The following is a 26,811-nucleotide window of genomic DNA, read 5'->3' as shown; positions in this document are numbered from 1 at the left end:
GGCGTGTCTTCCGAAACCCTGTTCCCCGCCCCGTCTGGCGTCAGCGAATCCGATCCGCTGCTGAGACTGCCCAAGGTCTCCCTGCACGACCACCTGGATGGGGGCCTGCGGCCGGCCACCATCGTCGAACTCGCCGCCGAGGTGGGCCATCAGCTCCCGGTGGGCGATCCTGAGGAGCTGCGCGTCTGGTTCCGGGAAGCCGCCAGCTCCGGGGATCTGGTCCGGTACCTGGAGACCTTCGACCACACCATCGCCGTGATGCAGACCGCCGAGGCGCTCGAGCGGGTCGCCACCGAATGGACCCTTGACCAGGTCGCTGACGGAGTCATCTACGCCGAGGCGCGCTGGGCCCCGGAACAGCACCTGGGCCAGGGATTGACGATGGACGCCGCCGTCGAGGCCGTTCAGCGCGGGCTGCAGGCCGGTGAGGCGATCGCCGCCGATCAGGGCCGCTTCATCAAGACCGGTCAGCTCATCACCGCGATGCGGCACGCCGACAACAGCCTGGCCGTGGCCGAGCTGGCGCTGCGGCACCGGGACGGCGGCGCGGTGGGCTTCGACATCGCCGGTGCCGAGGATGGCTTCCCGCCCAGTGCGCATCTGCCGGCCTTCCAGGCGCTTCACCGGGCATGCTTCCCGGTCACCATCCACGCCGGTGAGGCCGCCGGCGTGGACAGCATCTTCGAAGCCGTCCAGATCTGCCACGCCCAGCGGATCGGCCACGGCGCCCGGATCGTCGAGGACATCACCTCGGCAGGCGAGGACGACATCGCCCTGGGCCGCCTGGCCAGCTGGATCCTGGACCACCAGGTGCCCCTGGAGCTGTGCCCCTCCTCGAATCTGCAGACCGGCATCGCCGCCGCCATCGAGGAGCACCCCATCACCTTCCTGAAGGAGCACGGCTTCGCCGTCACCGTGAACCCCGACAACCGGCTCATGTCGGACACCTCGGTGACGAAGGAGATGCGTCTCCTGGTGGACCGCTGCGGCTGGGAACTGGCCGATCTGGAATGGGTCACCGTCAACGCGCTCGGCAGCGCCTTCCTGCCGCTGGACGAGCGCGAACGGCTGATCGACGATCAGCTGGTGCCCGGTTTCGCCGCCGTGAGCCTCTGACCGGAGACCGGCGAGCACAGCGGCTGAGCACAGGTGAAGGGAATGACACGCCGATGAAGGGGACCCCGCCCGCCAAGGGGACGCGAAACCTCAAAGGCCGCCCGCCGCTGCTGGCGGTGCTGGTCGGGATCGTCACGCTGCAGGGGCTCGCGCTGGCCGTCTGGGCGGTCATCGCCTGGCTGGCGCTGCTCGGGGAGGGCGAATACGAGCTCATCGTCTCCGGCATCGCGCTCGGGCTCCTGCTGCTCGCCTTCGCCTTCGGGCTGCTCATGACGGCCCGGGCCCTATGGCTCGGCTACCGCTGGCCCCGCGCCGCGGCGGTCGCCTGGCAGCTGCTCTCCGGCATGGCCGGCGCCTCCATGCTCGGCAGCGGACAGCCCTTCGGCCTGCTCCTGCTGATCCCCAACATCGCCGCGCTGCTGTGCATGTTCACTCCTCGCGTGCTGGCCTACACCGAAGGCACGCTCGGTGGCGCCGCCGCCGGTGAGGATCCCGGCCAGGACGGCCGCCGATGACGCGGGGCTTCTGGTCCGACAACGCCTCTGGGGTCCACCCGCGGGTGCTCGCCGCGCTCGCGGAGGCCAACGAGGGACACGCCCCTGCGTACGGCGCCGACCGCTGGACGGCGGCCCTGCGCGAGCGCATCACGGACCATTTCGGACCGGACGCCACCGTTCACCCGGTCTTCAACGGCACCGGTGCCAATGTGCTGGCCGCGCAGGTGATGCTCCGCCCCTGGGAGGCGCTCCTGGCCCCTGCGGCCTCGCATATGCTCACCGACGAGTCGACCGCGCCGCAGCGGATCGGCGGCACCCGGATCCTCCCGGTGCCGCACACGGCGGGCAAAGCCGATGCCGCGGCCGTCGCCGCCGTCCTGGAGGCCCCCCGCCGCTCGGTGCACCAGCCGGAGCCGGCGGCGCTGAGCCTGACCCAGGCCACGGAATACGGCACGGTCTACTCCGCCGCCGAACTGGACGAGTTCGCCACGCTGGCCGGCCGCCACGGCGCCAGGCTGCACCTGGACGGCGCCCGGCTGGCCAATGCCGCCGTCCGGCTTGGCACCGGACTGGGCGGCGCGGCCGGCGGAGCCGCCCTGGTCTCCTTCGGCGGCACCAAGAACGGCGCCCTGGGCGCCGAAGCCGTCATCGCCACGGACCCGGTGTTCGCCGAACCGCTGGAGCGGCTGCGCAAGGCCTCCGCCCAGCTGGCGTCCAAGCAGCGTTTCCTCTCCGCGCAGCTCCTGGCGCTCCTGGAGGACGATCTGTGGCGGCGCAACGCCGCCCATGCCAATGCCGCCGCCACCCGGCTGGCCGAGGGCCTGGCGGGACTGGGACTGCATCCCCGCTACCCGGTGGAGGCCAACGCCGTCTTCATCCCCGTGCCGGAAGGCCGCGCGGCGGAGATCGCCGCGGTGCTGCCGGTCGTGCCGTGGGACGCCTCCACCCTGCGTGCCGTGGCGTCCTTCGACACCGCCGAGGACGACATCGACGCCCTGCTGACCGGCCTGGCGCCGCTCGTGGAGCCCTGAGGCATGCCAGGCGCAGCTGCCCGGCCAGAGGGAGCCGGCCGGTGAACGATTCGACCCGTCTGGCCCGCGCCGCGGTGACCGAGCTGCTCGGCTGCGGGATCCGCCACGTGGTCCTGGCGCCCGGCTCGCGCTCGGCTCCGCTGGCATACGCCCTCTACGACGCCGAGCAGGCCGGCCGGCTGCGGCTGCACGTGCGCCTGGACGAACGCGATGCCGGTTTCCTGGCGCTGGGCATCGCCCGAGGGTTGCGCGCCCGCGGCGAGAACGGCCTGGCCGCGGTTGTGACCACTTCGGGCACGGCGGTGGCCAACCTGCACCCGGCGGTCCTGGAAGCCTCCTACTCCCGGCTGCCGATGCTGGTGCTCAGCGCGGACCGTCCCGCGGAGCTGCGCGGCACGGGCAGCAATCAGACCATGCGGCAGCAGGGCGCGCTGTTCGGCGCCGAACTGCGTGCCACCGCCGAACTGCCCGCCCCGGAGCCGGGCGACCTTGCCGATGCGGAACTCCGCTGGCGCGAATCGCTGCGCCGGCTGATCCAGGAGGCGGTCGCCGGAAGCGGGCCGGTCCAGGCCAATGCGGCGTTCCGCGATCCGCTCGTGCCTGAGGACGCGACGCCGTGGGGCCCCGGGCGTGCGGACGCTGAGCCGCTGCCGGCGCCCCGGGACGGCTGGGAATCCGAGCCCGATGCCAGCGCCTCGCCCGGCAGCCTTGCCGGCCTGGGGCCCCGCCCGGTCCTGGTCGCCGGCGAGACCGGAGGCGCCGGTCCCGGTGAGGGAGCGCTGCGCCGGGCCGCCGAGCTGGCCGCGGACCGAGGCTGGCCGGTCCTGGCCGAACCGTCCTCCGGCCTGCGCTCGCACCCGCACGCGATCCCGCGCTACCGGGAAGTCCTGGCCGCTGCGGCGGGGCCCGCACCGGAGATCACCGGTGTGCTCACGCTGGGCCGCCCCACGCTGTCCCGTCCCGTCGCGAGGCTGCTGGCCCGGTCCGGGCTGCCCCAGATCGTGATCAGCCCCGAACCGGAGTGGTTCGGGGCCGGCGTCCCGGGCGCCACGCTGCTGCGCCCCGCAGAGCTGCCGGCGCAGCCGGAAGCCCCGCACGCCGAGCCGTCCTGGCTCCGGCGCTGGCGCGAGGCAGGGAACGCCCGGCCGCTGGGCCAGGACGCCGCTGCTCCCCTGGACCGTGCCGCAGCGGCAGCGCTGCTCGCGGAACCCGAGGGGCTGCTGCTGGCCGGATCATCCTCGGTCATCCGGGACCTGGACGCGGCGATGACGCCCGCCCATCGCGCCCGGGTGCACGCCTCGCGCGGCCTGGCCGGCATCGACGGCCTGATCTCCACCGCGGCCGGCCTCGCCTTGGGCAGCGGGGAACCGGTGCGCGCGGTCATCGGCGACATCAGCGCCCTGCACGACCTGGGCGGGCTGGTGCTCCCTTCGCTGGAAGCGCGCCCGGCGCTGGAGGTCGTGGTCGTCAACGACGACGGCGGCAGCATCTTCGCGGGCCTCGAGCACGGCCGGCCGCAGTTCGCCGACCGGTTCCCGCGCCTCTTCGGCACCCCTCACGGCCTCGGCTTCGGGCCCATCGCCGCGGCGCTGGGCTGGGAGCACCTCAGAGCGGACACCGCCGGGCAGCTGCGGGCTGCCCTGGCCGGCGGCGTGGTGCCCGGCCGGCTGCTGGAGATCGTGCCGGCCGGCTGACAACGCCGGCCGGCCGATCACCGGTGGTGCGGAGGTCTCAGAGCGTGGCCCGGACCCGCTCGGTGGCCTGCCGCAGATTCGCCAGCGCCTCCGTCACCTCCGCATAGCCGCGCGTCTTCAGGCCGCAGTCCGGGTTGACCCACAGCGCCTCCGCCGGCACATGCGCCAGCGCCGCGCCGAGCAGCTCGGCGATCTCCTCCGCCGAGGGCACTCGCGGGGAGTGGATGTCGTACACGCCCGGGCCGATGCCGCGGGTGAAGCCGCTGGCGGAGATGTCCTCCAGGATCTCCATCCGCGACCGGGCCGCCTCGATGCTGGTGACATCGGCGTCCAGGCCGTCGATGGCGCCGATGACCTCGCCGAACTCCGAGTAGCACAGGTGCGTGTGAATCTGGGTGGCGTCGGCGGCTCCGGCCGTCGCGACCCGGAAGGCGCGCACCGACCAGTCCAGATAGGCCGGCTGGTCCGCGCGCCGCAGCGGGAGCAGTTCCCGCAGGGCGGGCTCGTCCACCTGGACGATGCCGATGCCCGCGGTCTCCAGATCCGCCACCTCGTCCCGCAGGGCCAGGGCGATGTGCGTCGCGGAGGTCTCCAGCGGCTGATCGTCGCGGACGAACGACCAGGCCAGGATCGTCACCGGGCCGGTCAGCATGCCCTTGACCGGCTTATCGGTGAGCGACTGGGCGTAGCGGGCCCACGGCACGGTGATCGGCTCGGGACGGGCGACATCGCCGAACAGGATCGGCGGGCGGGTGCAGCGGGAGCCGTAGGACTGGACCCAGCCGAACCGGGTGACGGCGAACCCGTCCAGATGCTCGGCGAAGTACTGCACCATATCGTTGCGCTCGGGCTCGCCGTGCACCAGCACGTCCAGGCCGAGCTCGGTCTGCAGCGCGATCACGGAGCGGATCTCCTCCTGCATCCGCGCCTCGTATCCGGCGCGGTCCAGCGTGCCGGCGGCGTAGTCGGCGCGGGCGCGGCGGACCTCCTTCGTCTGGGGGTAGGAGCCGATGGTGGTGGTCGGCAGCGCCGGCAGGCCGAGGCGTTCGCGCTGCGCCGCGCGGCGCTGGCCGGCGGGAGTGCGGCGGTAGTCCTGTTCCCCGAGCGCTTCCGTGCGCCGCCGCACGTCCTCCCGCCGCCGCAGCGGTGAGTCGTGGCGGGCCTGCAGCGCGCTCGCGGCCGCGTCGAACGCCTGCGCCTGGGACGCACGGCCGGCTCGCAGCGCTCCGGACAGGGCGGTGACTTCACGCACCTTCTCTTCGGCGAAGGCAAGCCAGGGGACCACCTCGGCCGGAAGGTCGTCCTCCACGTCGAGGGTGTAGGGCACGTGCAGCAGGGAGGTGGAGGTGGCCACCGTGACGTCCGCGCCGAGGGTGTCCCGCAGCCCGGACAGGGTCTCCAGGGCGCGGTCCAGATCGGTCCGCCAGACGTTGTGCCCGTCGACGACGCCGGCGGCGATGCGGGTGCCTCCGAGGTCCAGTCCGCGCAGCCGCTCCAGCTGCCTGGCACCCTTCACCAGGTCGAGGGACAGGGCGCCGATGCCGGTCCCCAGCAGGGCTGGCAGCGCCGCTTCCAGGCGGCCGTAGGCGGTGGCGACGAAGATCCCGGGAACGTCCTCGCCGGACCCCTGGCTCAGCCGCTGGTAGGCGTCCTGGGCGAGCGCGGCCAGGGCCGCGTCGTCGCGCTGAGGGTGGTCCGCCGCGAGCGCGGACTCGTCCAGCTGGACCCAGGCCGCGCCCTCTGCGCTCAGGGCACGCAGCAGCTCCCGGTAGACCGGCAGCAGGTCCTCCAGCCGGTCCAGCGGGTGGAAGTCCGCCGGTGAGCCGGCCGCGGGCTTGCTCAGCGCCAGGAAGGTCACCGGGCCGATGAGGGCCGGCCGCGCCGCGAAGCCGGCCTCCTTCGCCTGGCGCACCTGCTCCAGTAGGCGCGCCGGCTGGGCCGAGAACGCCGTTTCCGGGCCGATCTCCGGCACCAGGTAGTGGTAGTTGGTGTCGAACCACTTGGTCATCTCCAGCGGCTGGTGCTCGGCGTCGCCGCGGGCCAGGGTGAAGTACCCGTCCAGGTCGAGATCCGGTCCCAGCCCGGTGAAGCGGTCCGGGACGGCGCCGGCCGCCGCGAGGGTGTCGAGCACCTGATCGTAGTAGGAGAACGACGCGGGGATCGACCAGTCCTGCGCGCCGAGCCCGAGTTCGGCCAGCCGCGCGTAGCCGTCGATGCGCAGGGACGCGGCGGTGGCCTCCAGCTCCTCGGCGGGAATGGCGCCCGACCAGTAGGCCTCCACAGCGCGTTTGAGTTCGCGGCGGGGGCCGATGCGGGGGTAGCCGAGGATGGTCGCGGCGGGGAACGGTGTGGTGGTCATCGAGATTCCTCCTGTGGTGGTGATGGCGCGGTGAGGTGCTGCCGGTGGCAGAACCGGGCGGATCGCAGCCCGGCGGGGGAGTGCTCAAGCGGCGGACGGCCAGCCGAGTTCGTCGAGCACGTCCAGGGCGGCGCGGTGGTTGTTGAAGGTGTACAGGTGCAGGCCAGGCGCGCCCTCGTCCAGCACCGCGCGGATCAGGCGCACGGTCGCGGCGACGCCGAGGCGGTGCCGTTCCGTCTCGTCCCGGGCCAGTTCCAGTTCGTGCAGCAGCGCGGCGGGCGGTTCGATCTGCGCCAGCCGGGACAGCTTGAGGATGCGGCCAGGCTCCGTGAGAGGCATGATCCCCGGCAGGATCGGCAGCCGCACGCCGGCCAGCTCGGCCCGTCGCAGCAGCGCCAGGTACTCGCCCGGAGCGTAGAACTGCTGGCTGATGGCGAAATCCGCGCCGGCGCGCTGCTTGGCCAGCAGCACGTCGATGTCATGCCTGGGACCCGGGGAGTCCGGGTGCCCGTTGGGGTAGGCCGCCACGCCGATCGAGACGCGGCCGGCAGCCAGTTCGATCGCCCGCTCGGCCTCCACCTCGCGGATCAGCCGGACCAGATGGTGGCCGTAGCGCAGCGCGCCCGGCGGCGGCCAGCCGAGCCCGTCCGGGATGTCGCCGCGGATCGCCAGGATGCCGCGCACACCGGCGCTCAGGAACTCGTCGATGATCTCGCGCAGCTGTTCCTCGGTGTTGCCGACGCAGGTCAGGTGGGCGAGCGGGCGCAGCGGCGTCTGGTCTACCAGGAACCGCAGCAGCTCCGTGGTGGTGGCGCGCCGGGGGCCGGCGGCGCCGTAGGTCACCGAGACGAAATCGGGTCCGGTCGCGGCGAGCCGTTCGATGGTGTCCGGCAGGGTCCGGGCCTGGACGTCGGAGCGCGGCGGGAACAGCTCGTAGGACAGTGTCAGCCGCCGGGGCGGCCGCCTGACGGACGCGGGGGCGTCATCGGCGTCCGAGGGTGCGGAGGCGGAAAGGGGTGGCGGCATGGGCATCCTTTGCAGAAGGCAGCATGAGGCTGGATCTGAAGAAGGATGCCGAACCCATCACCCGGGGCACCGGCCCGGAAGGAATGCGCAGCAGGAACGCGCGGCATGGCCCGGGCTTCGGCATCGTGACGCCCCGCCGGAGAAGAGAGGGTCCGCAGGGCCATCAGCGCTGCGGGCCGGGCTGGTCCACGAGGCATCTGCGTCGCGGGCCGTGGTGCGGGGCTCGATGGCCTCATTCTGGCTGCGGGGCGCGGCGCGCCGCAAGGGCCGGTGTCGCATTTCGTCACAGACCGCACCGGCAGTCGCCGATGCCTGCGCCGGAGCGCTCAGCGGGCGCCGAGGGCGCCGAGCATCGGCGCGAACTTCGCCGCGGTCTCGGCCACCTCGATCTCGCCGCGGGACTGTGGCATGATCCCTGCGCCGGCGAACACGCGGGCGGTCGACTCGTCGAGCAGTTCGCCGCAGCGCAGCGCGATGCCCCACTGCCCGCCGCCGCGCGCGTCGATCCATCCGACCGGCCCGCCGTAGCGGCCGCGGTCCATCTCCTCGTGCCGTTCGATCCATTCCATCGCCGCGCCGCGCGGCGTGCCGCCCAGGGCCGCGGTCGGATGCACGGCCTCGGCGACCTCCAGCGCGGTGGGGACGGCACCGTCGGAGCCGGCCCGGAGTCGGCCGTGCGCATCCGTGGCCAGGTGGATGACATTGGCGAGTTCCAGCAGGAACGGCTGGGGGTCCACGTCCAGGGTGGCGGTCAGGGGTGCCAGGGCCTCCACCAGGGAGTCCACCGCGTGCCGGTGCTCATCGGAGTCCTTGGCCTGGGTGAAGAGCTCCTTCGCCTCGTGCAGGTCACGCCCGCGGTCTCCGCTGGAGCGGTAGGTGCCGGCCAGGACCCGCGAGGTCACGGCGCCGTCGGAGACGCTGACCAGCAGCTCGGGCGTGGCACCGAGCAGCCGGTCCACCAGGAACGTCCAGCAGGAGGGGTAGGAGGCGTGCAGATGCCCGAGCAGATAACGGATGTCGAAGGGCTGTTCGTCGTGCACGAGCAGATCGCGCGCCAGCACCACCTTGTCCGGCGCGCCGGGCCGGCCCAGGCGGGGGGCGATCTGATCCACGAGCGCGCCCCAGGCATCGGCGCCCAGCCGGCCCTCCCGGATGGACGCCGACACCGGCGGGCGGATGGGCGTGGGGCGCAGCCGGGGGAGTGTGGAGGCCTCCTCCGGCTCGCCGGCGAAGCGCATGGTGGTCATCCACACCCGCCCGTCCCGCCGGCCGAGCACGACGCGGGGCACGACGAGCACCGATTCGGCGGCGGAGGTGGCGGCGAATGCGATCGAGCCGAAAGCCAGCGGACCCGAGCCCTCCATCCGCACCGCGTCCGTGACCTCCGCGCCGGCGAGGAGGGCGTCCCACTGCCGCTGCAGCTCACGGAACCGGCCGGGTCCGCGGGCGGTGAGCCGGGCGAGCTCGCCCCAGCCGACCAGCCCGGAGTTCTCCCGCACCCAGCAGGAGAAGCCGTCGGCGGGCAGCAGCCGCAGGAACTCCTGGGCGGAGGTCGGCAGGTCGTCGCCGAAGGGGGAGGCCACCTCCTCGCTGATGCCGTCGATGAAGCGGGTGCGGCTGAGCAGTGTGCGGGCCGGATGCCCGGTCTCGGCGGAGGTGGCGTTCACACCGCCAGTCTACGAAGCCGCCGCGCCGGGCAGCGCAGCCGGGATTAGCGCAACCAGCCCGGCACTGGGATCATGGAGGGCATGAACCGTGCCCAGCTGGACAAGAAGCCCCGCGAGGTCGCCGCCATGTTCGACGAGGTGGCCAGGCGTTATGACCTCACCAACGAGATCCTCTCCGCTGGGCAGGCGACCCGCTGGCGTAAGGCCGTCACCCGCGCGGTCGACCCGCAGCCGGGCCAGCGCATCCTGGATCTGGCCGCCGGTACCGGCACCTCCAGCGTTCCGTTCCTGCGTGCCGGCGCCGAGGTGGTCGCGGGGGATATCTCCTCCGGGATGCTGGAGGAGGGCAAACGACGCCATCCGGAGATCGACTTCCGCTATGCCGACGCCTGCGATCTTCCGTTCGCCGATGACTCCTTCGATTCGGTGACGATCTCCTTCGGCCTGCGCAACATCGCCGACACCGCCACCGCGCTGCGCGAGATGGCCCGGGTGACGAAGCCCGGCGGCCGCCTGGTGATCGCGGAGTTCTCCACGCCGGTGAACCCCGTGGTGCGGACCGCGTACATGGAGTACCTGATGAAGGCGCTGCCCAGGGTCGCCCGGCTGATCGCCTCCAATCCGGAGGCCTACATCTACCTGGCGGAGTCCATCCGCGCCTGGCCCGACCAGCAGGAGCTCAGCCACCGGATCCTCGATGCCGGGTGGTACTCGGTGTCGCACCGGAACCTGAACGGCGGCATCGTCGCCCTGCACCGGGCGTTCCTCTAACCGCGCCCGGTCACCGCCCCGGCGAGCAACCGGCCGGTGGCAGGTGAGCAGCTACAGACCCACGAGAGTCAGACAGGAGCATCAGTGAGAGTCATCGTCGTCGGCGCGGGCCCGGCCGGATCGACCCTGGCGTACTACCTGGCCACCGCCGGCGTAGAGGTGATCGTCCTGGAGAAGACCGGCTTTCCGCGGGAGAAGATCTGCGGTGACGGCCTGACTCCGCGTGCCGTGCGCGAGATGAACCTGATGGGGATCGAGCACCCCGAATCGGAGGGGTGGCGCAAGAACAAGGGCCTGCGGCTGATCGGCGGCGGGCACACGATGGAGATGCCCTGGCCCGCCCTGAGCGGTTTCCCCGAGTACGGGCTGGTGCGCACCCGCGAAGGCTTCGACGAGGCGCTCGCCAGGCGGGCGCAGGCGGCCGGAGCGGACCTGCGCGAGCACGTCTTCGTCACCGATCCCATCCTGGACGAATCCGGCCGGCTCATCGGCGTGCGGACCACCGGGACGGATGCGCGGGGCCGGAAGGTCGGGCCGGAGGAGAACTTCCACGGCGACCTCGTGGTGGCCGCGGACGGCATCTCCGCGCGGCTGGCGCTGGCGATGGGCGTGGAGAAACGCGATGACCGCCCGATGGGCGTCGCGGTGCGCACGTACTTCGAATCCCCCCGCCATGACGACGACTGGCTGGAGAGCTGGGTGGAGCTGCGCGCGCCGGGCGAGGACGGCAGGCCCGGTGAGGTGCTGCCGGGCTACGGCTGGATCTTCGGCGTCGGCGACGGCACGTCCAATGTGGGCTTAGGGATTCTGAACACCTCGAAGCAGTTCGGCAAGGTGGACTACCGCAAGGTGCTCACCTCCTGGACCTCGTCCCTGCCGGAGGAGTGGGGCTACCGCGAGGAGAACCAGCGCGGTCCGGTGCGCGGAGCCGCCCTGCCGATGGCTTTCAACCGGACGCCGCACTACCGCGATGGGCTGATGCTGATCGGCGACGCCGGCGGCATGGTCAACCCGTTCAACGGCGAGGGCATCGCCTACGCGATGGAGTCCGCGCGGCTGGCGGCGGAGGTCGTCGCGGACGCCGCGCATCTGCCGGCCGCGGCGAGGGAGCGGAGCCTGGCAGCCTACCCGGAGCTGGTCCGTGACCGCTTCGGCTCGTATTTCACGCTCGGTCGCGGCTTCACCGAGGTGATCGGCCGTCCGGCCCTCATGCAGCTCGGGGTAAAGTACGGACTCGGGTCCACGGTGCTGATGCGGTTCGTCGTGAAGCTCCTGGCGAACCTCACCGAGACGCCCCACCGGCCGGACCGCGACGCCTATGACCGGCTCATCCACGCGCTGGAGCGGCTGACTCCGGCGACGAGCAATCAGTGAGCGCGAAACCGCAGGTCCCGGGCAGGAGCGAGAACGACGAGAGATGATGACCAACCCGCAGTCGGATGACCGTGCCGAGAGCGGCACAGGCACGCCGGACCGCCAGGACACCCCGGGCGCGGCCGGCAGCATCAGCGCGCCGCAGACCTCGCCGCTGCTGCTCGGCAGCGCACTCTTCAGCGGATCCGCCCAGGACGCGCTCATGGCCGAGCGGCTGGCCGCGATCGAGGAACGGCTGACGGAGACCACCGCGCACACCGACGAGTTCATCAGCACCACCTGCCAGCATCTGCTCAAAGCCGGCGGCAAGCGGGCCCGGCCGATGCTGGTGGTCCTTGCCGCGCAGCTGGGCGACCCGCGCCGGCCGGAGGTGGTCGAGGCCGCCACGGTCGTGGAACTGACCCATCTGGCCACGCTCTACCACGACGACGTGATGGACGACGCCCCGGTCCGGCGCGGCGCGACCTCGGCGCATGTGCTGTGGGGCAACTCGATCGCCATCCTCGCCGGGGACATGCTCCTGGCGCAGGCCTCCAGGCTGGTCTCCGAGCTGGGCGGCGAGGCCTTGCGGCTGCAGGCGCGGGTGTTCGATCGCCTCGTCACCGGTCAGATGCATGAGCTGCGCGGCCCGCAGCCGGGCGAGGACCCGGTGGCGCACTACCTTCAGGTGCTCAGCGACAAGACCGGCTCCCTGATCGCGGCCTCCGGCGAGTACGGCGTGCGCCATTCCGGCGCGGATCCGAAGTTCGTGCCGCCGCTGCAGGAGTACGGCGAGAAGGTCGGCGTGGCGTTCCAGCTGGCCGACGACATCATCGACCTGATGAGTGACGGGTCCATCTCCGGCAAGACCCCGGGCACGGATCTGCGGGAGGGAGTGCCGACGCTGCCGGCGCTCTACGCGCGTCAGGACGCTGCTGCCGGGGACCGCCAGGCCCAGCATGTGGTCCGGCTGCTGGACGCGGACCTGAGCGGGGACGAGGCGCTGGAGGAGGCGCGGCAGGCGCTCGCCGCGCTGCCGGCCACCAGCAGGGCGCAGCGGGAGGCCCGCCGGTGGGCTGAGGAGGCCACCGCGGCGCTGGACGCGCTTCCCGAGGGGCCTGCCCGTGAGGGGCTGCGCACCTTCGCCGAGGGCGTCGTCTCCCGGACGAGCTGAGGTCTCAGAGCTTCCGGGCCACCACAGCACGGGCGCGGCGGTTCGTCCGGATCATGTCCGCCGTGAGCAGGACGAGCGCCAGCCACACCAGGCTGAAGCCGATCCAGCGTCCGGTGTCCATGGTCTCCCGGAAGACGAACACGGCCAGCAGGAACTGGCAGAACGGCGCGATGTACTGCATCAGCCCGATCCACACCAGCGGCACCCGCCGGGCCGCGGCCCCGAAGCACAGCAGCGGGACGGCGGTGATGACCCCCAGGCTGATGAGCAGCACGGTGTGCCCATCGCCCTCGGAGAGGAAGGTGCTGCCGCCGCCCAGCGGCACCACCGTCAGCGCGATCAGGTACGCCGCCGCGGCCGGGGCGACGATCATCGTCTCGATGGTCATCCCCTCCAGTGCTCCGACGGGGCCGCCGATCTTGCTCTTGACCAGCCCGTAGAAGCCGAAGGAGAACGCCAGCAGGAGCGCGATCCACGGCAGGGTGCCGTAGCCGATGGCGACCACGACGACCGCCACCAGCCCGACGCCCACCGCGACCCATTGCAGCCGGCGCAGCCGCTCGCGCAGGACGAGCACGCCCAGTCCCACCGTGACGAGGGGGTTGATGAAGTAGCCGAGGGAGGCCTCCAGCACCCTGCCGCTCTGCACGGCGTAGACGAAGCCGTACCAGTTCGCCAGGATGAGCGCCGCGGAGAGCAGCAGCGCCAGAGCCAGCCGCGGGGTGGCGAGGATCTTCAGGGTGGCCCGGAACCTGCGGGCCACGGCCAGGAGCAGCACGCAGAACAGCAGCGACCACAGGACGCGGTGCGCGATGATCTCCAGCGGCCCGGCGGCACCCGCTGCGGCGAAGAACAGCGGCAGCACGCCCCAGAGCAGGTACGCCGTGAGTCCGAAGAGCAATCCTGTGCGACGGCGCTTCTCCGCGCTCAGATCCGGGCTCACGACCATGCTCGGAGTCTATGACGAGCTCCGGATGTGTTTTCCGGCAGGGGTGCCGTCCATCGTGCGCCGGGCGCGATGCGGGCCGTACCGATGCTGTGGGATACAACGGGGGAGCCGCTGCTGCGACCTGAGTGCCGGGGCACCGCAGGCCGGGGGTGGCGACTCTCTTCATCGGTGCGGTAGACAGGAGGCAACGCGCCGTTGTGTTTCACCAGCGCACGGCCGGCGCGTCACCGGCGCAGGACCCGGTGGCCGGGCCAAGGGTGGGGCACGGCACCGCCGTGCCCACGCAGCACAGATGACACCGTCAGGGGAGGCAGTATGTACTTCATCGTGGTGAAGTTCCAGATCAAGCCCGAGTACGCCGATCAGTGGCCCGAGCTCTCGCGGGAGTTCACCGAGGCCACGCGCGCCGAGCCGGGCAACAAGTGGTTCGAGTGGTCCCGCAGCGTGGAGGACCCGAACGAGTACGTGCTCGTGGAGGCCTTCGACGACGACGGCGCCGGACCCCATGTGAACTCCGAGCACTTCAAGAAGATGCAGCAGGAGTTCCCGCAGTACCTCACCGCCACCCCGCGGATCGTCTCCCGTCAGGTCGAAGGTGACGACTGGGACACGATGGGGGAGCTGCAGGTCGGCTGACCGCTGTGACCTTGGCCACGTGGAGCGGGCCCGGGCTGGGACGATGGCGGGCCGGTGAATTAGGATTGACTGGCGTATTCAATATCGTCTCCATGTCGTCTCAGACCCGAAGGTGCATCCATGAACCGTCCGCTCCGCGTGGCCATCGTCGGTGCCGGCCCCGCCGGCATCTACGCCGCTGATCTCCTTCACAAAGCGGAACGGGCCTTCGACGTCCGGGTGGATCTCTTCGAGCGTCTCCCGGCGCCCTTCGGACTGGTCCGCTACGGCGTGGCCCCGGACCACCCGCGGATCAAAGGCATCATCGGCGCCCTCATCAAGGTCCTCGACCGTGGGGATGTGCGGGTGTTCGCCAACGTCGACTACGGCACGGACCTGACCCTGGGCGATCTGCGCCGGCACTACGACGCCGTCATCTTCGCCACCGGCTGCATCGCCGATGCCCGCCTGTCCATCCCGGGAGTCGAGCTGGAGGGCTCCTATGGCGCGGCTGACTTCGTCAACTGGTACGACGCCCACCCGGACTACCCGCAGGAGTGGCCGTTGCAGTCGCGGGAGGTGGCGGTCATCGGCAATGGCAACGTCGCCCTGGACGTCGCCAGGATGCTCGCCAAGCACGCCGACGACCTGCTGCCCACCGAGATCCCGGATCACGTGTACCGGGCGCTGAAGGACTCCGCCGTCACGGACGTGCACGTCTTCGGCCGGCGGGGCCCGGCGCAGGCGAAGTTCACCCCGTTGGAACTGCGCGAACTCGGGCATGTCCCGAACGTCGACGTCATCGTCTACCCCGAGGACTTCGAGTTCGATGAAGGCTCGATGCAGGCCATTCACGGTTCCAATCAGGTCAAGCAGGTGACCAAGACGCTGACGGACTGGACCCTCAAGGAGCCTTCGGGGGCGCCGCGCCGGCTGCACCTGCACTTCCTGCATGCCCCGGTGGAGATCCTCGGTGAGGACGGCAGGGTCAGCGCCCTGCGCACCGAGCGGCAGCAGCTCGACGGTTCCGGCGGTGTGACCGGCACCGGTGAGTTCCACGACTGGCCGGTCCAGGCGGTCTACCGGGCGGTCGGCTACTTCGGCTCGCCGCTGGAGGAGATCCCCTTCGACGCCGCCCGGGGCGTCATCCCGAACGACGGCGGCAGGGTCCTGGCCTCCGATGAACCCGGTGCGGCGGCCGTTCCGGGCGTGTACGCGACCGGCTGGATCAAGCGCGGTCCGGTGGGGCTCATCGGCCACACCAAGGGGGATGCGCTGGAGACCATTGGGCACCTGATCGAGGACGCCGGTGCCGGACGCCTGCCCGAGCCCGAGGCGCCTGAAGAGGAGGCCATCGTGGGGCTGTTGCAGGCCCGGGGCGTGGACTTCATCGACTGGGAGGGCTATCACAACCTGGACGCCGCGGAGCGGGCCCTGGGCGAGCCGCAGGGCCGCGAGCGCGTGAAGATCGCCACCCGGGCGGGCATGGTCGACGCCGCGCGTCAGGCGGCAGCCGAGCGCCTCGGCGCATAATCATTAGGGTAGGCTTCGCTAAGGTGCCGATGGTGGCGCCGCTGACGAAAGGCGAAGCTCGTGACCCTTCCTCGTTCCCCGATCCAGCCTGCCCGCCGCGGTCGCCGGCAACCCGTACGGCCGGTTGCGGCACTGGCTGCCGTCGTCCTCCTGGGCCTGAGCGCATGCGGCGGGAACGCCGCCGAGCCCGGGGCCGCCGCAGGCCACACCAGGACGGTATCGCATGCGATGGGGGAGACCGACGTGCCAGCGGACCCGCAGCGCGTGGTGGTCCTGGACACGGTACTGCTCGATGCCTCCGTGGCGCTCGACGTGGTCCCGGTAGGCGCCGCGCTGGTGGAAGGCACCGAAGGGCTGCCGGCCTACCTGGGCCCGGACGTCGCCGAGGTGCAGTCGGTCGGCAACATCATGGAGCCGTCGCTGGAGTCGATCGGCGCACTGGAGCCGGATCTCATCCTGAGTGCTAAGTCCCGTCACGAGGATCTTTATGACGAGCTGTCCGGCATTGCCCCGACCGTGTTCGTGGAGGCGCCCGGCGGGGACTGGCGCGGCAGCGTCGGCATCGTCGGCGAGGCGCTCGGCCAGACGGACCGGGCGCGGACGGTGCTCGAGGAGTACGACGAGCGGGCCGGGGCGCTGCGCACGGAAGTGGAACCGCAGTCGCTGACGGCTCAGGTGATCAGGCCGCGCGACGGCGGGGCCATCCGGCTGTACGGTCCGGGCACCTTCACCGGCGATGTGCTCACGGACGCCGGGCTGACGATTCCCGAGCAGGAATGGGAGGACAACGGCATCCTGGAAGTCTCCACGGAGTTCAGCGGCGAACTCGCCGCCGATGTGGTCTTCGTCAGTGGCGGCGAGGCCGAACCGGAGCTTCCCGCGTGGGTGAGGGAGAGTCTCGACGCGGGCGGCAGCCGGATCATCGAGGTGGATCACGCCAGCTGGATCGCAGGCGTGGGCCCGCTCGGCGCCGAGGTCATCCTGGAGGAACTGGCAGGGCACCTGGCGGGCTGATCCTGCGGCAGCGCGGTACGGCGGGGCATGGCCCGGTGTGGCCCCAGGCGAGCGTCGCGCACCTGCACGTCGTCACCGGCGCAAGGGGAATGCCGCCCGGCTCGGGACGGGTCCTCGCTGGCTGACCGGTGCTTGCGGGAAAGGCCTGAGGGCCCGGCCGCGAATCGGCTAGCGTGGAGGCCATGGGGACCGAACCGCGTGCCAGGACGCCGCGCAGGAGGATCCGCCTGGCGGCCGTGCTCCTGATGATTCAGGGCGTCCTGATGGAAGGTGGGGTGTTCCTGGCGCTGCCGGTGCTGCTCATCCTGGGTATCGACCAGGCGGACGCCGCCGAGCGCTTCGCTTTCGTCGTCCCGTACCTGAACGAATACCTGTATCTCATGATGGTGATGGCGGGAGTGTTCGGCGCGCTGCGGGTCGTAGCGGCGATCGGTTTGCTGCGCGACCGGTTGTGGGGCTTCGCGCTCGCGGTCATCATGTGCACCGTGACCCTGGTCCTGATGATCCTACTGCTGCCGGCCGGCATCGCGGACGGGTTGCTCTCCGGGGGCGCGCTGGTGCTGCTCCTGACCGCCTGGTACGGCGCAGCGCCGATCTCGCCGCCGGAGCCCGGGTCCCGCTGAGCGGGGCCGGCGCTGCTGAGCGAAGCCGGGCCCGCTGAGCGGGTGCCCGGCCTGTTCTCTGCCCGGGCGCCGGCGACGCCAAGTCGTCGGCTGCCGGTCATCTGCCGTTCTCCTGCGCGCAGGGGAGAGGTCGCAGAAGCCGGGTAGGTTCGCCGCGATGGCAGCCTGGTCGGAGTTTCTTCGCGCGCACCCGGATCTGAGCCGGCGACGCCCCTGGGTGGTGGCGCATCGCGGCTACTCCGGGGTGGCGCCGGAGAACACCCTTCCCGCGGTTGATGCCGCGCTCGCGCTGGGCTGCGAGTTCGTCGAGGTGGACCTGGTCGTCAGCGGCGACGGGCGTCCCGTGGTCATCCATGACCCGACCATCGACCGCACCACCCGGTCCACCGGGTTCGTCTCCGCGTTGAAGGCCGCGGATCTGCATGCCGCCGATGCCGCCTCCTGGCTCTGGGCCGGCTCCTTCCCCGGCCGGTTCCCGGAAGCCCAGGGGCACATCGGCGTCCCCTCGCTGGAGGCGGTGCTCAGCAGCCTGGCCGGCGGCGGACGGCTGCTCTTGGAGTTCAAGGATTTCTGGAGCCCGGCGCAGATCGAGCAGGTGGCCGAGGCGATCCGCGAAGCGGGCCTGATGCGCCGGGTGGTGGCCCAGAGCTTCAACCTGGACACCCTGGAGGCGCTGCATCGAGTGGTGCCGGAGCTTCCGCGCTGCCTGCTGCGGCATCTGCCCAGACGCGAGGACATGACGCACATCGAGCATTACGACGTCATCGCGTGCAATCCCAGCATCCGGGGCTACAGTGCACGACAGGAGACAGTGCAGGAGTTCCTCTCGGCGGGACTGGGCGTACTCGTCTGGACCTCTGACCGGCCTACGGAATGGGCCCGGCTCGCGGAGGGCGAAGTCAGCGGCATCATCACCAATCAGCCGGGGCGACTGCAGGGTTTCCTGGCAGCGCGGGACCTGGGCCGGCCGGGTACCGTGAACGAGGAAGGAGAGTGACGACATGGGGCTCGACAAGATCGTGGGCAAGGCCAAGGATCTGGCGAACGATCCCAAGGTGAAGAACGCGCTGGGCAGCGAGAAAGCGGAACGCGCCAGCGACGCCGTTCTGGACAAGGCCGCCGGCGCGGTTGACAGGGTCACCGGGGGCAAGCACAGCGATACTGTCCGCAAGGCGCGGGACGCGGCCGACCGGGCGGTCGGCACCGACTCCGGGAACGTCGGGGAACAGCGCCCCGGACATGCTCGCGAACCCGGCAGAGGACCTGGTGAGGGCCTGTTCGACGGTCCCGGAGCAGGCCGCTGACAGGTGCCCCGAGAGGCCGGTTCCGGGGGCGGCGGAGAGCCCCGGAACCGGCCCCGGGAAGCCGATTTGCCAACCGCCGGACGGAACCGTAAAGTATCTATCCGTTGCCCCGATAGCTCAGTCGGCAGAGCATCTCCATGGTAAGGAGAAGGTCAAGGGTTCGATTCCCTTTCGGGGCTCTCGTGCGGAGGAGGCTCTTCGCACTGCGGCGGAGTAGCTCAGGTGGTTAGAGCGCACGACTCATAATCGTGAGGTCGCGGGATCGAGCCCCGCCTCCGCTACGGGATTCAGACCCCCACCAGGCATGACGCCGGGTGGGGGTCTTCTCGTTTCCGCCGTCCTTCCCCCGCTTCCATCGGAAATCCATCGGAAACCACAGCCGTCTGACCAGCGCCTACGCTGCCAGGCCGAGATTGTCGTGGTAGCTGTCCATGACGTCGATCGCTTCACGCGGGCCCATGTTGAGCTTCTCGATGTAGTGCCGGGTCGTTACTGCCGGCGACGAGTGACCCAGCTGCCCGGCAGCAGCGTCGACGCCGGCGGCCCGGTCGAGCGCCGTGGCCACGGTGGCGCGCAGATCGTGGGGTGTGACGTCCGGGAGCTTCGCCAGGGCGCGGACCTCCCGGAAATGCACCCGGTAAGACGAGGGGTCGCGCCAGCGGCCGTTGATCGACGGGAACACCTGCTCCGTAGCGATTCGCCTGGAGTCCCGCCACGCGGTGAGCGCGGCGACGACGAACCGGGGCAGGTACACGGTCCGCTCCGACGCGCGGGTCTTCGGCAGTGGCTGCCGGCGGCCTTTGACGATGGTGCCGGTAACCGTGATCGTCGCCGCGTCACCCGCGAGGTTGAGGTCACTCCAGCGCAGCGCCAGGAGTTCCCCGATCCGCAGGCCGGTGCCGAGCATGACGAGGATCGACACGAGGATCTCCCGCTGGTAGGGGCGGCTGGAGTTGTGACCGGCGGCCTCCCATTCCCGGGCGGCCTGAATGAGGCGGCGCACCTCGTCATCAGTGAGTGCCCGGGCGGTCTCGTGCTCCACCTTCACGGTCTCGATGCCCGCCGCGGCGTTCGTCGTCACCGCGCCCTGCCGCAGCGCCAGACCGAAAGCCTGGACGAGGATGTTCCGCGCCTGCCGGGCGGTCTCGGCACCGACCTCTGTGGCGATCGCGCGGATAGTCCGGTCCAGCCGACCCGTGGTGGCCTCGTGCAGCCGCACATGCCCCAACCTGGGCCGCAAATGCAGCCGCATCGTCGCCTGATACCTGTCCCGGGAGTTGGTCGCCAGGTCGGGCTCCTTGATCTCCCACCAGGCCCGCAGCAGATCCGACACCGTCGACGTGTCCTGCACCAAGCCCTCACGGTCCACCGCAGCCTTGTCCCGTAGGTACTCCGTCAGCGCGTCCCGCGCGCCGCCGGCAGTCTTCCCACGCCGACTGTACAGCCGAGTCACCCCGTCCATGTCCCGGAACCGCGCCCGCGCCTCCCACCCGCCACGCACCTTCCGGGTCGTCACGGTTCCCCAAGTCCCCAGCGGCAGCGGAGGCCTAGCCATGGTTCCTCACTCTCAGGATGGTCTCGTGGAGCTCCCAGCGCTCGCGGGCATCGAGCGCGGCGAGGCGGTCGTGGAGGACATCTTCGGTGACTTGCAGCTCCGCAGCCGCCTCAGCGGCGCTGTACGCCCACGTGGCGGCCTCGTAGAGTGCGGGCAGGGTGATGAGCCGTCTGGCGGTTTCGCGGCGCACACGGGCCTCAGACCATGCCGGCTGGCAGCCGTAATGCCCCCACTCCAGATGCACGAGCTCGTGGACGAGGGTGCACCGCTGCTCGACCAGGGTCAGGCGAGGGTCGATCCAGATCCGTTCGCGGCCGTCGGTGGCGCCGCGAAGGTCGTCCGGGAGGTGCTGCCAGTGGATGGTCACGCGAGGGGGCATGCCGGGGAAGTGGTGCATGCCCTTGAGCCTAGGAATCGAACTAGTGTTCGACCATCACGGCGCGAAAACGGTTTGGTTACGGATCAGGCACCGTGCGGCGTGGTGCCTTCAGTTGGCTGGTTCGTCGGGAGCGGGTCCAACGTATGTATACTCGCCCTCCATCACTTCTCCCAGGCCGTTTTTCCGCAGCTTTGCATTGACGAGCCAGTGGACGGACTCACCGATGGTGAGTCCCATCTGGGTGATCTTTCCTGGTGGGAACCGGACGTCGTATGCGGGGGCGTTGCGCTGCGTGCCTGTCTTTACCTTCGCGTGACCGCTTTCCTTGAGTTCGGTGATGCGCCCGCTGATTCGCTGTGACGTGGTGGAGTCTTTTGTCTGCCGGAGGGCGTCTAGATACTCGACGCCTGATTGGGTTAGGTGCATCCGCCGAACTTCACCAGACCGGCCAAACCACGCGAAGTCGGCGTACGCGTCGACCTTCTGAAGTTCATCAGTGAACTTGCCTAGTTCGAGTACTGCATCTTTCCACACTGAGAGCGCATGGGCGTCGGCGTGGTTCTCAAGACGATTGACTAGTTCCAGCAGGGCGCGAGCGGCAGTCGCAAGGGGCGTCTCGTCCACGGGTGTGGGCAGCGGAGTTTGCTCGTCGACTTCGCCCGTGCCTTCTGACTCGGTCTCGCGTGCCCGAAAGTGAAGGACGGTGCTCCCGGCTGATACCTCAGAGAGCTCAAGCTCAAGCGTCTTCTCGGCAAGGTTTGCAACCACACTCTGCACCGGGGGCAGCAGAGTGCTGAGGGAGGCGGGAAGCGCAGCCCGGAGCGGGTACGTCTCACTGGCGAGGTGTATCCGTAGTTCTTCGGCGTAAGAACTCATCGGATCCAGTTCGCGCAAGGCCTCCAGGTTGAAGCGGCGTGCGGCGCTATCGAATTCGTCGGCTGTGGCGGCGGCGTCAGTCTCGAAATCGGGATTCGGGCCCTCTTCTGCGAGGTTGGCAAGCAGCTTTTCACGCCATGTTGTGCTCATCGCAACCTCACCTCCAAATAGCCTCTCCTGCTAGCTGCGGACTCGTGCGTTGGGGGCTGGTCGTCACTAGAACGCGTTCTCTGCCACCAGTCATCCCAGATGCCACGCCCCAAGAAGTAGTCTCTGTCTTCCGTAGTCATCTGGTCGGGCTGGAAGACATTGGCTACGGCTCGGTAGTCCACGAACATCGGCGACACCCCGTAGTTGCGCGCGATACGGTCTCGCGATTTCATCAGTTTACGCAGTTTGCCTGAGCCTTCCAGCCCACTGAGCTTGTTTCGTTGCTCAACGTCGATGAACAGGGTCACGTCGATGTTGCGCGGATCCAGTTTGGTACTGGCGAAGCTTCCACCGATCCACATCTGGACGAGCAGGCCGCGGTCGAGTCGATCCTTGAAGCGTTCTTCCATCTCGACAAACTCCGCCAGGTACAAGCCCAGCCCACGCCATAGTCCGCGCCGTGTAGTAGACCTGGCGAAGGCGGGCGCGTCAACTAGTAGCTCTTCTGCTTCGTCATAAGAGAGACTCCAGCGACCGATGGGAGGCTTGCCCGAAGTGCCTCTGGCGAAGATGTCATCCCAGGATGGCGTCACCCTTCACCCTCCGTCTTGTCCCAGTCGTTGGGGTCTTGGGATTCTTCACCCCGACCCCACCCCGACTTCCCCTCAGACGGTCCACGATCCGCCGCGTACCGCAGTATCTCTTCATCAGGGGTGGGCGGGGCCGTGTGGTCCTCTTCGAGTACTGGTGCCGGCCGGGGGCCGGACTGGTTCATGGAGGTGGCACTTCGAGAGTCACTGCCATCACCTGCTTTCACGTTTCCTTCCGCCAGTAGGCGGATGATCTCGTTCACAGCGGCGCGCTGCGGAGCGGTGAGCAGGTCGGCTGACCGGTGGGGTTCGAACGGCTCTCGGCCGGTGTGTCGGGCTGCTTCTTCCAGTTGGTCTACTGGTACGCCGAACACCTTCGCGAAAGCCGCCAGAGTAGCCTGCTGAGGCTTCTCAGGGTGCTTGCCGCTCAGGTATCGCGACACATTGCCCTTCGACAGTGGCACTCCGAGCTCGCTCGACCTCTGCACGATCTGAGGTTGATTCATCCGCTTGGTGCGGCTCAGTTCGTTCAGAACATCGGACAGTCTGCTCACGGGCTTCCACTTTCCAGCAGGTGCAGGGGCACCACAAGCCTACGTGTGTAGTGCCTAGACACGAAGAACACCGGGGTAATTCGCGTCGTGGCGGGAAAGTTCAAAAAGTTCCAGGGGATAGTTGCAACCAGGCAGACACGCGGGTAAGGTTCAAAGAGTTCACGAAACTAACGAAACTGGCTCGCGGGAGGTGGTCGAGATGGGGCGCCAGCAGGGCGGGGCAAACCTTGAATGGAAGACCTCAGTAGCTCTCGGTCGTCTCCACGGGGCCGTAGGAATGCTGAACGCCAGCAGCACTCCGCCAGTGGACCTCGAAGCTGGTCTCGAACAGCTCCGGCGCATATGGGGCCTCAATGCCGTACCTGTCGGGGGCACTGTCCCGGAGCCGTGCACGGTCCGCCGCCTCCTCCTTGAGGTTGGCTTCCGGGAATTCGAAGCGAATGTAGTCACCTGGCCTGACCCGTTCACGCTCCGAAACCTGACACTCGCCGTCCACGAAGACGATGGCACGCACATTAAGAGCGTCATGGCGACCGGTTTGCTCGACGTGAAAAGAACCGCGCTTCTCCCACTCGTGCTTCCAGGTCACGATGTGCTCCTCCGTCAAGGCCTCCAGCTGCCGGTCACGCGTCGCGTTCGCTTCCTTGGCCAACTCACGCGCGTCTACGGACACCTTGCGAAGTTCGGTGATCTCACCACTGATCAACGTCACTTGCTCACCGAGTCGGCTCGCAGCGTCCTGAGCCTCTTGTGCGCGTCGTTGACCACGGATCCCGGACACAACACCCCACACGCCGAAACCAATCCCGGTTACGGCTCCCACTCCAGTGAAAAGCAGACCCCAATCCATACATGAATCACATCACGAAAGGAGCCCAGATGAGTCCTGCGTACAGGGCTTCCCGACGCGGGTTCACTGCCCGACCTCACAAAGACCAGATCCGCTTGGCGATGACTTTCAAGCAACTGACCAATGCGGACCTGGCTTTCAAGGCAAAGATCAGCCCGTCGACGGTCGGGAACATCCTCGGTAAGCGCGAGACGTGCAACCCGGAGACCGCCGCGAAGATCGCGAAGGCCCTGGGTGTGGAGACGGAGCGTCTCTTCACCCTCGAAGAGATCGACTATGCGGCGTAGGGGGAGTTATGGCAACGACAACACAGGACCTCAATGACCCGGATGACGGCGCGTCTGTCGCTCGGCTCGTGGAGCTCGCGGAACGGATTATGCGGCTCGCTGAGAAGGTCGAGACCGGGGCAGGAGACACCACTCCCACCCCGGCCAGTAGTACTGAGTCCGTATCAGACGGGCCCCGGGACAGTCGTCCCGCCGACGACGATGACGGCACGGTCCTTCATGGTCTTCTTCGAGGCCTGCAGAGCGTCCTCATCAATGGCATCGACGTCCGGCTTCGCATCGTAGTGGATCTGCAAGGGGACTCCCTGCGTGACAAACAGAACGTCAGTGTGTTCGTCCGTGGCAATCACGACACGGAAAGCGTCGTGGAGCGCATACGCCTCGCAGATGAGAAGTTCCAGCGCTTGTAGGCATTCGTCGTTGAGCCCAGTCCGGTATGTGGCTTCGCCGGAGCCGTAAGTGAAAACTCCCATGATTCTTCCTCCTCGGTGGGTGCCCTAGACGGGCGGGTAGGTGGCACTGCCGAGCCTACCGAGGGGGAGGCCCCGAGGGGCCTGTGAACGAGAAAGCCCCCAGCCGCGGCAACGGCTGAGGGCGACCAAGAAATGAGAAAGGAGCGGAGACGGTGAATGGACTACTCAACGCTGACCGACGAGCAGCGCTCCGCGTGCATCCAGATGCTTGGGTGGCTTCACGGCCGAGCAATACAGATCAACGAGACGGGCGAGTTCGACGGAACCACGGCAATCGCAGTTTCGTACGCCTTCAAGAAATTCGAGGCGCTTGTGATCGAAGAGTTGGAAGCCCTCGTGGGAGATTAACCCGTGATCTGGCGGAGCACGTTACCGGCGAGTGCAACGGCGGCGCCGCCTGCGGCGTTAGCGCTGGCATCGCGGAAGAAGTCGCTCCAGCGGCGCTTGCTTTCTTCACTCTTAGAGAAGCCCTCCGCGGCCTTCGCTGCGACTATGACATGGTCGACGGCCCTGTATGCGCCGGCAACGCCGTTCTTCTCGTGCATCCGGATCGCTGTTCTGGCGTCCTCGATCAGGCCTCGGAAGTACGCCACGAAGGCGGGGCTCAGCTCTTTGTCGCTGTCGAGGAGTTCTTCCGCCTGGTCAAGGATTGGGAGGATGTCTTCCAGAGGCCGTCGGGGACGTTGAGCACTGCCGTCGATGAGGCTGGCGAGACTGCGCAGAAGATCCATCTTGTCGCCAGCGAATTGGTGATTCGGTTCGGGTTTCGACTGCCACGCACCGGGGCACCCGACTACGGTCTTAAGCCACGACTTGAGGCTTCGACGGTAAAACCCTACTTCGGAACCGGCGTCGGTGAGACGGTCGAGTTCAGCTTCGATCTCCGCGATGAGTCTGCATGCCGTGATTTGTTTCCGGAACCCGTCGTCCGTGTCGAGACCACGAATCCTGAGCATCGATACATTCCCAGCTTCTCGGGTAGCTGTCTCCCACTCTTCGAAAATGCCGATGAGCTCACTCGCCGGGTTCGCCACGACTGTTCCTTTCCTATGTCAAAGCGCCGCCCTGCTGCGGGAACAGAGGACGGCGCGAGCCCCGGGCTGTGTCAGCAGCCCAGAACTCAGATCACCCAGAAGGGATGACCAATGAAGGATCTGACGATCTTCAACTACCAGAATACGCCAGTCCGCACGGTGCTGATTGACGGCGAACCGTGGTTTGTCCTCGCAGACCTCGCACGAGTGCTGGGCATCAAAGACGTCCAGCGCCTGAACTCCCGCCTCGACGATGGGGTGCGCCAGACGCACCCCATCCAAGACAGGCTTGGGCGGACGCAGAACGTGACCATCGTGTCCGAAGCGGGCATGTACGAAGTGGTGATCCGCTCCGACAAGCCCGAAGCCGCAGCCTTCCGCCGATGGATCACAAGCGAGGTTCTTCCAGAGATCCGAAAGACCGGATCCTATGGCGCCGCGCCGGCACTCACTGAGGACGAGATAGTCCACCGCGCGCTACAGATCACCGTGGCGAAGGTCCAGGAGCTGGAGACCGTGAACCGGGCACTCGCACCGAAGGCCCGGGCGTGGGACGACATTGTCTCCTCCGAAGGCTCCTGGTCGTACCGGGATGTGGCGCACACCCTGCACCAGCACAAGCGGATCGTCATCGGGGAGAAACGCCTCGTCCAGGCACTCGTCACCTGGGGCTACCTCTTCCGGGACCACAAGGGCCGCCCGCACGCCTACCAGAAGTACCTGGAGCAGGGCCTTTTCGTGGAGAAGATCCGCACATACCAGGACCAGATCACGGGGGAGCGGCGGGAGTCTTCCGCCCCGCAGGTGCGGATCACCGGCAAGGGCATCGACATGATCTACCGCCGCCTCGCAGGAGAACTGGAGGTGGCGTCATGAGCGCGCTTAGCAGCATCGCGGCGGAGGCGATGAGGGTCGCTGATGAGACACGCCATGTGTGCAGCACCTATGACGGTGATGGCTTCCGGTGGTCTGCGCAGTGGCTCAACGGGGAGCGCTCCTGGTCGCCCATCTCCGGCGATGACCTCGCCCGTCTGACGAGGGGACCGCGATGAACCAGACGCTGCCAGAGGAACTCCTGACGGCCCCGGAGGTCGCGAAACGGCTGAGGTGCGGCAAGAACAAGATCTACGAACTCAGGAAAGCCGGGAAACTCCGCGCCGTCCCATTCGGAGGCCGATACCTCTTCGATCCACGCGAGGTCGCAGAAGACCTGGAGCGGCTGCGGGGTGAAGAGGCATGAAGTGGCTGCCTTTCATCGCCGGCGGGCTGCTGGGGCTGGTGCTGTCTCTGCTGATCATCGCCGCTGTGCTGGGGACGGTCTGGGGTGGTGGCCGTGG

General features: G+C 69.0%; 29 protein-coding genes and 2 tRNA genes. 19 read left to right on the top strand and 12 right to left on the bottom strand.

Annotation, left to right across the window (positions count from 1 at the left end):
* Window positions 1-3: 3 nt before the first annotated feature.
* From IEW13_RS06250 to menD, 4 genes are read left to right on the top strand one after another with little or no spacing between them, the layout of a single operon-like run.
* Window positions 4-1,116 carry an adenosine deaminase gene (locus tag IEW13_RS06250; RefSeq protein ID WP_229744964.1) on the top strand — a complete coding sequence of 371 codons (1,113 nt, stop codon included), beginning with the start codon at window positions 4-6 and terminating at the stop codon, window positions 1,114-1,116.
* A 53-nt stretch (window positions 1,117-1,169) separates the two neighbouring features.
* Complete coding sequence (locus IEW13_RS06245; protein ID WP_188550075.1) at window positions 1,170-1,631, top strand: hypothetical protein; 462 nt, start codon at window positions 1,170-1,172, stop codon at window positions 1,629-1,631.
* Window positions 1,628-2,644, top strand: coding sequence for a threonine aldolase family protein (locus tag IEW13_RS06240; protein WP_188550074.1), 1,017 nt, complete (start codon window positions 1,628-1,630; stop codon window positions 2,642-2,644). The genes IEW13_RS06245 and IEW13_RS06240 overlap by 4 nt, the downstream gene beginning before the upstream one ends.
* A 41-nt stretch (window positions 2,645-2,685) precedes the next feature.
* Window positions 2,686-4,338, top strand: a complete 1,653-nt coding sequence (gene menD, locus IEW13_RS06235; RefSeq protein ID WP_188550073.1) for a 2-succinyl-5-enolpyruvyl-6-hydroxy-3-cyclohexene-1-carboxylic-acid synthase — start codon at window positions 2,686-2,688, stop codon at window positions 4,336-4,338.
* Window positions 4,339-4,375: 37 nt separating this feature from the next.
* Here menD and metE read toward each other — a convergent pair whose 3' ends face one another.
* From metE to IEW13_RS06220, 3 genes are all read right to left on the bottom strand, one after another.
* Window positions 4,376-6,697, bottom strand: a complete 2,322-nt coding sequence (gene metE, locus IEW13_RS06230) for a 5-methyltetrahydropteroyltriglutamate--homocysteine S-methyltransferase (RefSeq protein ID WP_188550072.1) — start codon at window positions 6,695-6,697, stop codon at window positions 4,376-4,378.
* Window positions 6,698-6,781: 84 nt separating this feature from the next.
* Entirely contained in the window at window positions 6,782-7,723 is a 942-nt protein-coding gene (locus IEW13_RS06225; RefSeq protein WP_188550071.1) for a methylenetetrahydrofolate reductase, read from the bottom strand.
* 326 nt (window positions 7,724-8,049) lie between these two features.
* Window positions 8,050-9,390 (bottom strand): isochorismate synthase, encoded by a 1,341-nt coding sequence (locus tag IEW13_RS06220; protein WP_229744963.1) that lies wholly within the window; start codon window positions 9,388-9,390, stop codon window positions 8,050-8,052.
* Window positions 9,391-9,471: 81 nt separating this feature from the next.
* Here IEW13_RS06220 and IEW13_RS06215 point away from each other — a divergent pair, with 81 nt between their 5' ends.
* From IEW13_RS06215 to IEW13_RS06205, 3 genes are all read left to right on the top strand, one after another.
* Window positions 9,472-10,161, top strand: a complete 690-nt coding sequence (locus IEW13_RS06215) for a demethylmenaquinone methyltransferase (protein ID WP_188550070.1) — start codon at window positions 9,472-9,474, stop codon at window positions 10,159-10,161.
* A gap of 84 nt (window positions 10,162-10,245) precedes the next feature.
* Window positions 10,246-11,535: a geranylgeranyl reductase family protein gene (locus IEW13_RS06210; protein ID WP_188550069.1), complete on the top strand. Its 1,290-nt coding sequence runs from the start codon at window positions 10,246-10,248 to the stop codon at window positions 11,533-11,535.
* Between the two features lie 46 nt (window positions 11,536-11,581).
* On the top strand, window positions 11,582-12,688 hold the full coding sequence (locus IEW13_RS06205; protein ID WP_373283554.1) for a polyprenyl synthetase family protein: 1,107 nt from the start codon (window positions 11,582-11,584) through the stop codon (window positions 12,686-12,688).
* Between the two features lie 4 nt (window positions 12,689-12,692).
* On the opposite strand, the gene rarD is transcribed toward IEW13_RS06205, so the two are convergent.
* On the bottom strand, window positions 12,693-13,637 hold the full coding sequence (rarD, locus tag IEW13_RS06200) for an EamA family transporter RarD (RefSeq protein ID WP_188550068.1): 945 nt from the start codon (window positions 13,635-13,637) through the stop codon (window positions 12,693-12,695).
* A gap of 315 nt (window positions 13,638-13,952) precedes the next feature.
* On the opposite strand from rarD, the gene IEW13_RS06195 reads away from it, so the two are divergent.
* The 8 genes from IEW13_RS06195 (at window position 13,953) to IEW13_RS06160 (ending at window position 19,007) form a co-directional block, all read left to right on the top strand.
* On the top strand, window positions 13,953-14,273 hold the full coding sequence (locus tag IEW13_RS06195) for a putative quinol monooxygenase (RefSeq protein ID WP_188550067.1): 321 nt from the start codon (window positions 13,953-13,955) through the stop codon (window positions 14,271-14,273).
* A gap of 120 nt (window positions 14,274-14,393) precedes the next feature.
* A complete protein-coding gene (locus IEW13_RS06190) occupies window positions 14,394-15,785 on the top strand; it encodes an FAD-dependent oxidoreductase (protein ID WP_188550066.1) in 1,392 nt (463 codons plus the stop codon).
* 60 nt (window positions 15,786-15,845) lie between these two features.
* Window positions 15,846-16,799 (top strand): ABC transporter substrate-binding protein, encoded by a 954-nt coding sequence (locus IEW13_RS06185; RefSeq protein WP_188550065.1) that lies wholly within the window; start codon window positions 15,846-15,848, stop codon window positions 16,797-16,799.
* A gap of 182 nt (window positions 16,800-16,981) precedes the next feature.
* Window positions 16,982-17,422: a hypothetical protein gene (locus tag IEW13_RS06180; RefSeq protein ID WP_188550064.1), complete on the top strand. Its 441-nt coding sequence runs from the start codon at window positions 16,982-16,984 to the stop codon at window positions 17,420-17,422.
* Window positions 17,423-17,579: 157 nt separating this feature from the next.
* The gene (locus IEW13_RS06175) at window positions 17,580-18,419 is read left to right on the top strand and encodes a glycerophosphodiester phosphodiesterase (RefSeq protein ID WP_188550063.1); all 840 of its coding nucleotides are present in this window, start codon (window positions 17,580-17,582) and stop codon (window positions 18,417-18,419) included.
* A gap of 4 nt (window positions 18,420-18,423) precedes the next feature.
* A complete protein-coding gene (locus IEW13_RS06170; protein WP_188550062.1) occupies window positions 18,424-18,726 on the top strand; it encodes an antitoxin in 303 nt (100 codons plus the stop codon).
* A gap of 106 nt (window positions 18,727-18,832) precedes the next feature.
* Window positions 18,833-18,905: transfer RNA gene (locus IEW13_RS06165), tRNA-Thr, on the top strand.
* Between the two features lie 28 nt (window positions 18,906-18,933).
* A tRNA-Met gene (locus IEW13_RS06160) sits at window positions 18,934-19,007 on the top strand.
* Window positions 19,008-19,120: 113 nt separating this feature from the next.
* On the opposite strand, the gene IEW13_RS06155 is transcribed toward IEW13_RS06160, so the two are convergent.
* From IEW13_RS06155 to IEW13_RS06130, 6 genes are all read right to left on the bottom strand, one after another.
* A complete protein-coding gene (locus tag IEW13_RS06155) occupies window positions 19,121-20,281 on the bottom strand; it encodes a tyrosine-type recombinase/integrase (protein ID WP_188550061.1) in 1,161 nt (386 codons plus the stop codon).
* Complete coding sequence (locus IEW13_RS06150; RefSeq protein WP_188550060.1) at window positions 20,274-20,678, bottom strand: ImmA/IrrE family metallo-endopeptidase; 405 nt, start codon at window positions 20,676-20,678, stop codon at window positions 20,274-20,276. Before IEW13_RS06150 ends, IEW13_RS06155 begins: the two co-directional genes overlap by 8 nt.
* A 90-nt stretch (window positions 20,679-20,768) precedes the next feature.
* Window positions 20,769-21,686 (bottom strand): hypothetical protein, encoded by a 918-nt coding sequence (locus IEW13_RS06145; RefSeq protein WP_188550059.1) that lies wholly within the window; start codon window positions 21,684-21,686, stop codon window positions 20,769-20,771.
* Entirely contained in the window at window positions 21,683-22,279 is a 597-nt protein-coding gene (locus IEW13_RS06140) for a DUF6932 family protein (RefSeq protein WP_188550058.1), read from the bottom strand. Before IEW13_RS06140 ends, IEW13_RS06145 begins: the two co-directional genes overlap by 4 nt.
* Window positions 22,276-22,830, bottom strand: coding sequence for a hypothetical protein (locus IEW13_RS06135; RefSeq protein ID WP_188550057.1), 555 nt, complete (start codon window positions 22,828-22,830; stop codon window positions 22,276-22,278). Before IEW13_RS06135 ends, IEW13_RS06140 begins: the two co-directional genes overlap by 4 nt.
* A gap of 241 nt (window positions 22,831-23,071) precedes the next feature.
* Window positions 23,072-23,542 carry a hypothetical protein gene (locus IEW13_RS06130; protein WP_188550056.1) on the bottom strand — a complete coding sequence of 157 codons (471 nt, stop codon included), beginning with the start codon at window positions 23,540-23,542 and terminating at the stop codon, window positions 23,072-23,074.
* Between the two features lie 239 nt (window positions 23,543-23,781).
* Between IEW13_RS06130 and IEW13_RS06125 the strand changes: the two genes are divergently transcribed.
* On the top strand, window positions 23,782-23,967 hold the full coding sequence (locus IEW13_RS06125; RefSeq protein ID WP_188550055.1) for a helix-turn-helix transcriptional regulator: 186 nt from the start codon (window positions 23,782-23,784) through the stop codon (window positions 23,965-23,967).
* 164 nt (window positions 23,968-24,131) lie between these two features.
* Here the strand turns inward: IEW13_RS06125 and IEW13_RS06120 are convergent, their stop codons facing one another.
* On the bottom strand, window positions 24,132-24,440 hold the full coding sequence (locus IEW13_RS06120; protein WP_188550054.1) for a hypothetical protein: 309 nt from the start codon (window positions 24,438-24,440) through the stop codon (window positions 24,132-24,134).
* Between the two features lie 156 nt (window positions 24,441-24,596).
* Here IEW13_RS06120 and IEW13_RS06115 point away from each other — a divergent pair, with 156 nt between their 5' ends.
* Window positions 24,597-24,788: a hypothetical protein gene (locus IEW13_RS06115; RefSeq protein ID WP_188550053.1), complete on the top strand. Its 192-nt coding sequence runs from the start codon at window positions 24,597-24,599 to the stop codon at window positions 24,786-24,788.
* On the opposite strand, the gene IEW13_RS06110 is transcribed toward IEW13_RS06115, so the two are convergent.
* A complete protein-coding gene (locus IEW13_RS06110; RefSeq protein WP_188550052.1) occupies window positions 24,785-25,474 on the bottom strand; it encodes a hypothetical protein in 690 nt (229 codons plus the stop codon). The two genes, IEW13_RS06115 and IEW13_RS06110, sit on opposite strands and share 4 nt — an antisense overlap.
* 111 nt (window positions 25,475-25,585) lie before the next feature.
* On the opposite strand from IEW13_RS06110, the gene IEW13_RS06105 reads away from it, so the two are divergent.
* Window positions 25,586-26,350, top strand: coding sequence for a phage antirepressor KilAC domain-containing protein (locus IEW13_RS06105; protein WP_188550051.1), 765 nt, complete (start codon window positions 25,586-25,588; stop codon window positions 26,348-26,350).
* Window positions 26,351-26,522: 172 nt separating this feature from the next.
* A complete protein-coding gene (locus tag IEW13_RS06100; RefSeq protein ID WP_188550050.1) occupies window positions 26,523-26,714 on the top strand; it encodes a helix-turn-helix domain-containing protein in 192 nt (63 codons plus the stop codon).
* The last annotated feature ends 97 nt before the right edge of the window (window positions 26,715-26,811 follow it).

This window comes from Sediminivirga luteola, from assembly GCF_014639315.1.
Classification (GTDB): Bacteria; Actinomycetota; Actinomycetes; order Actinomycetales; family Brevibacteriaceae; genus Sediminivirga; species Sediminivirga luteola.
This window is presented reverse-complemented; position numbering and strand designations above follow the sequence as displayed.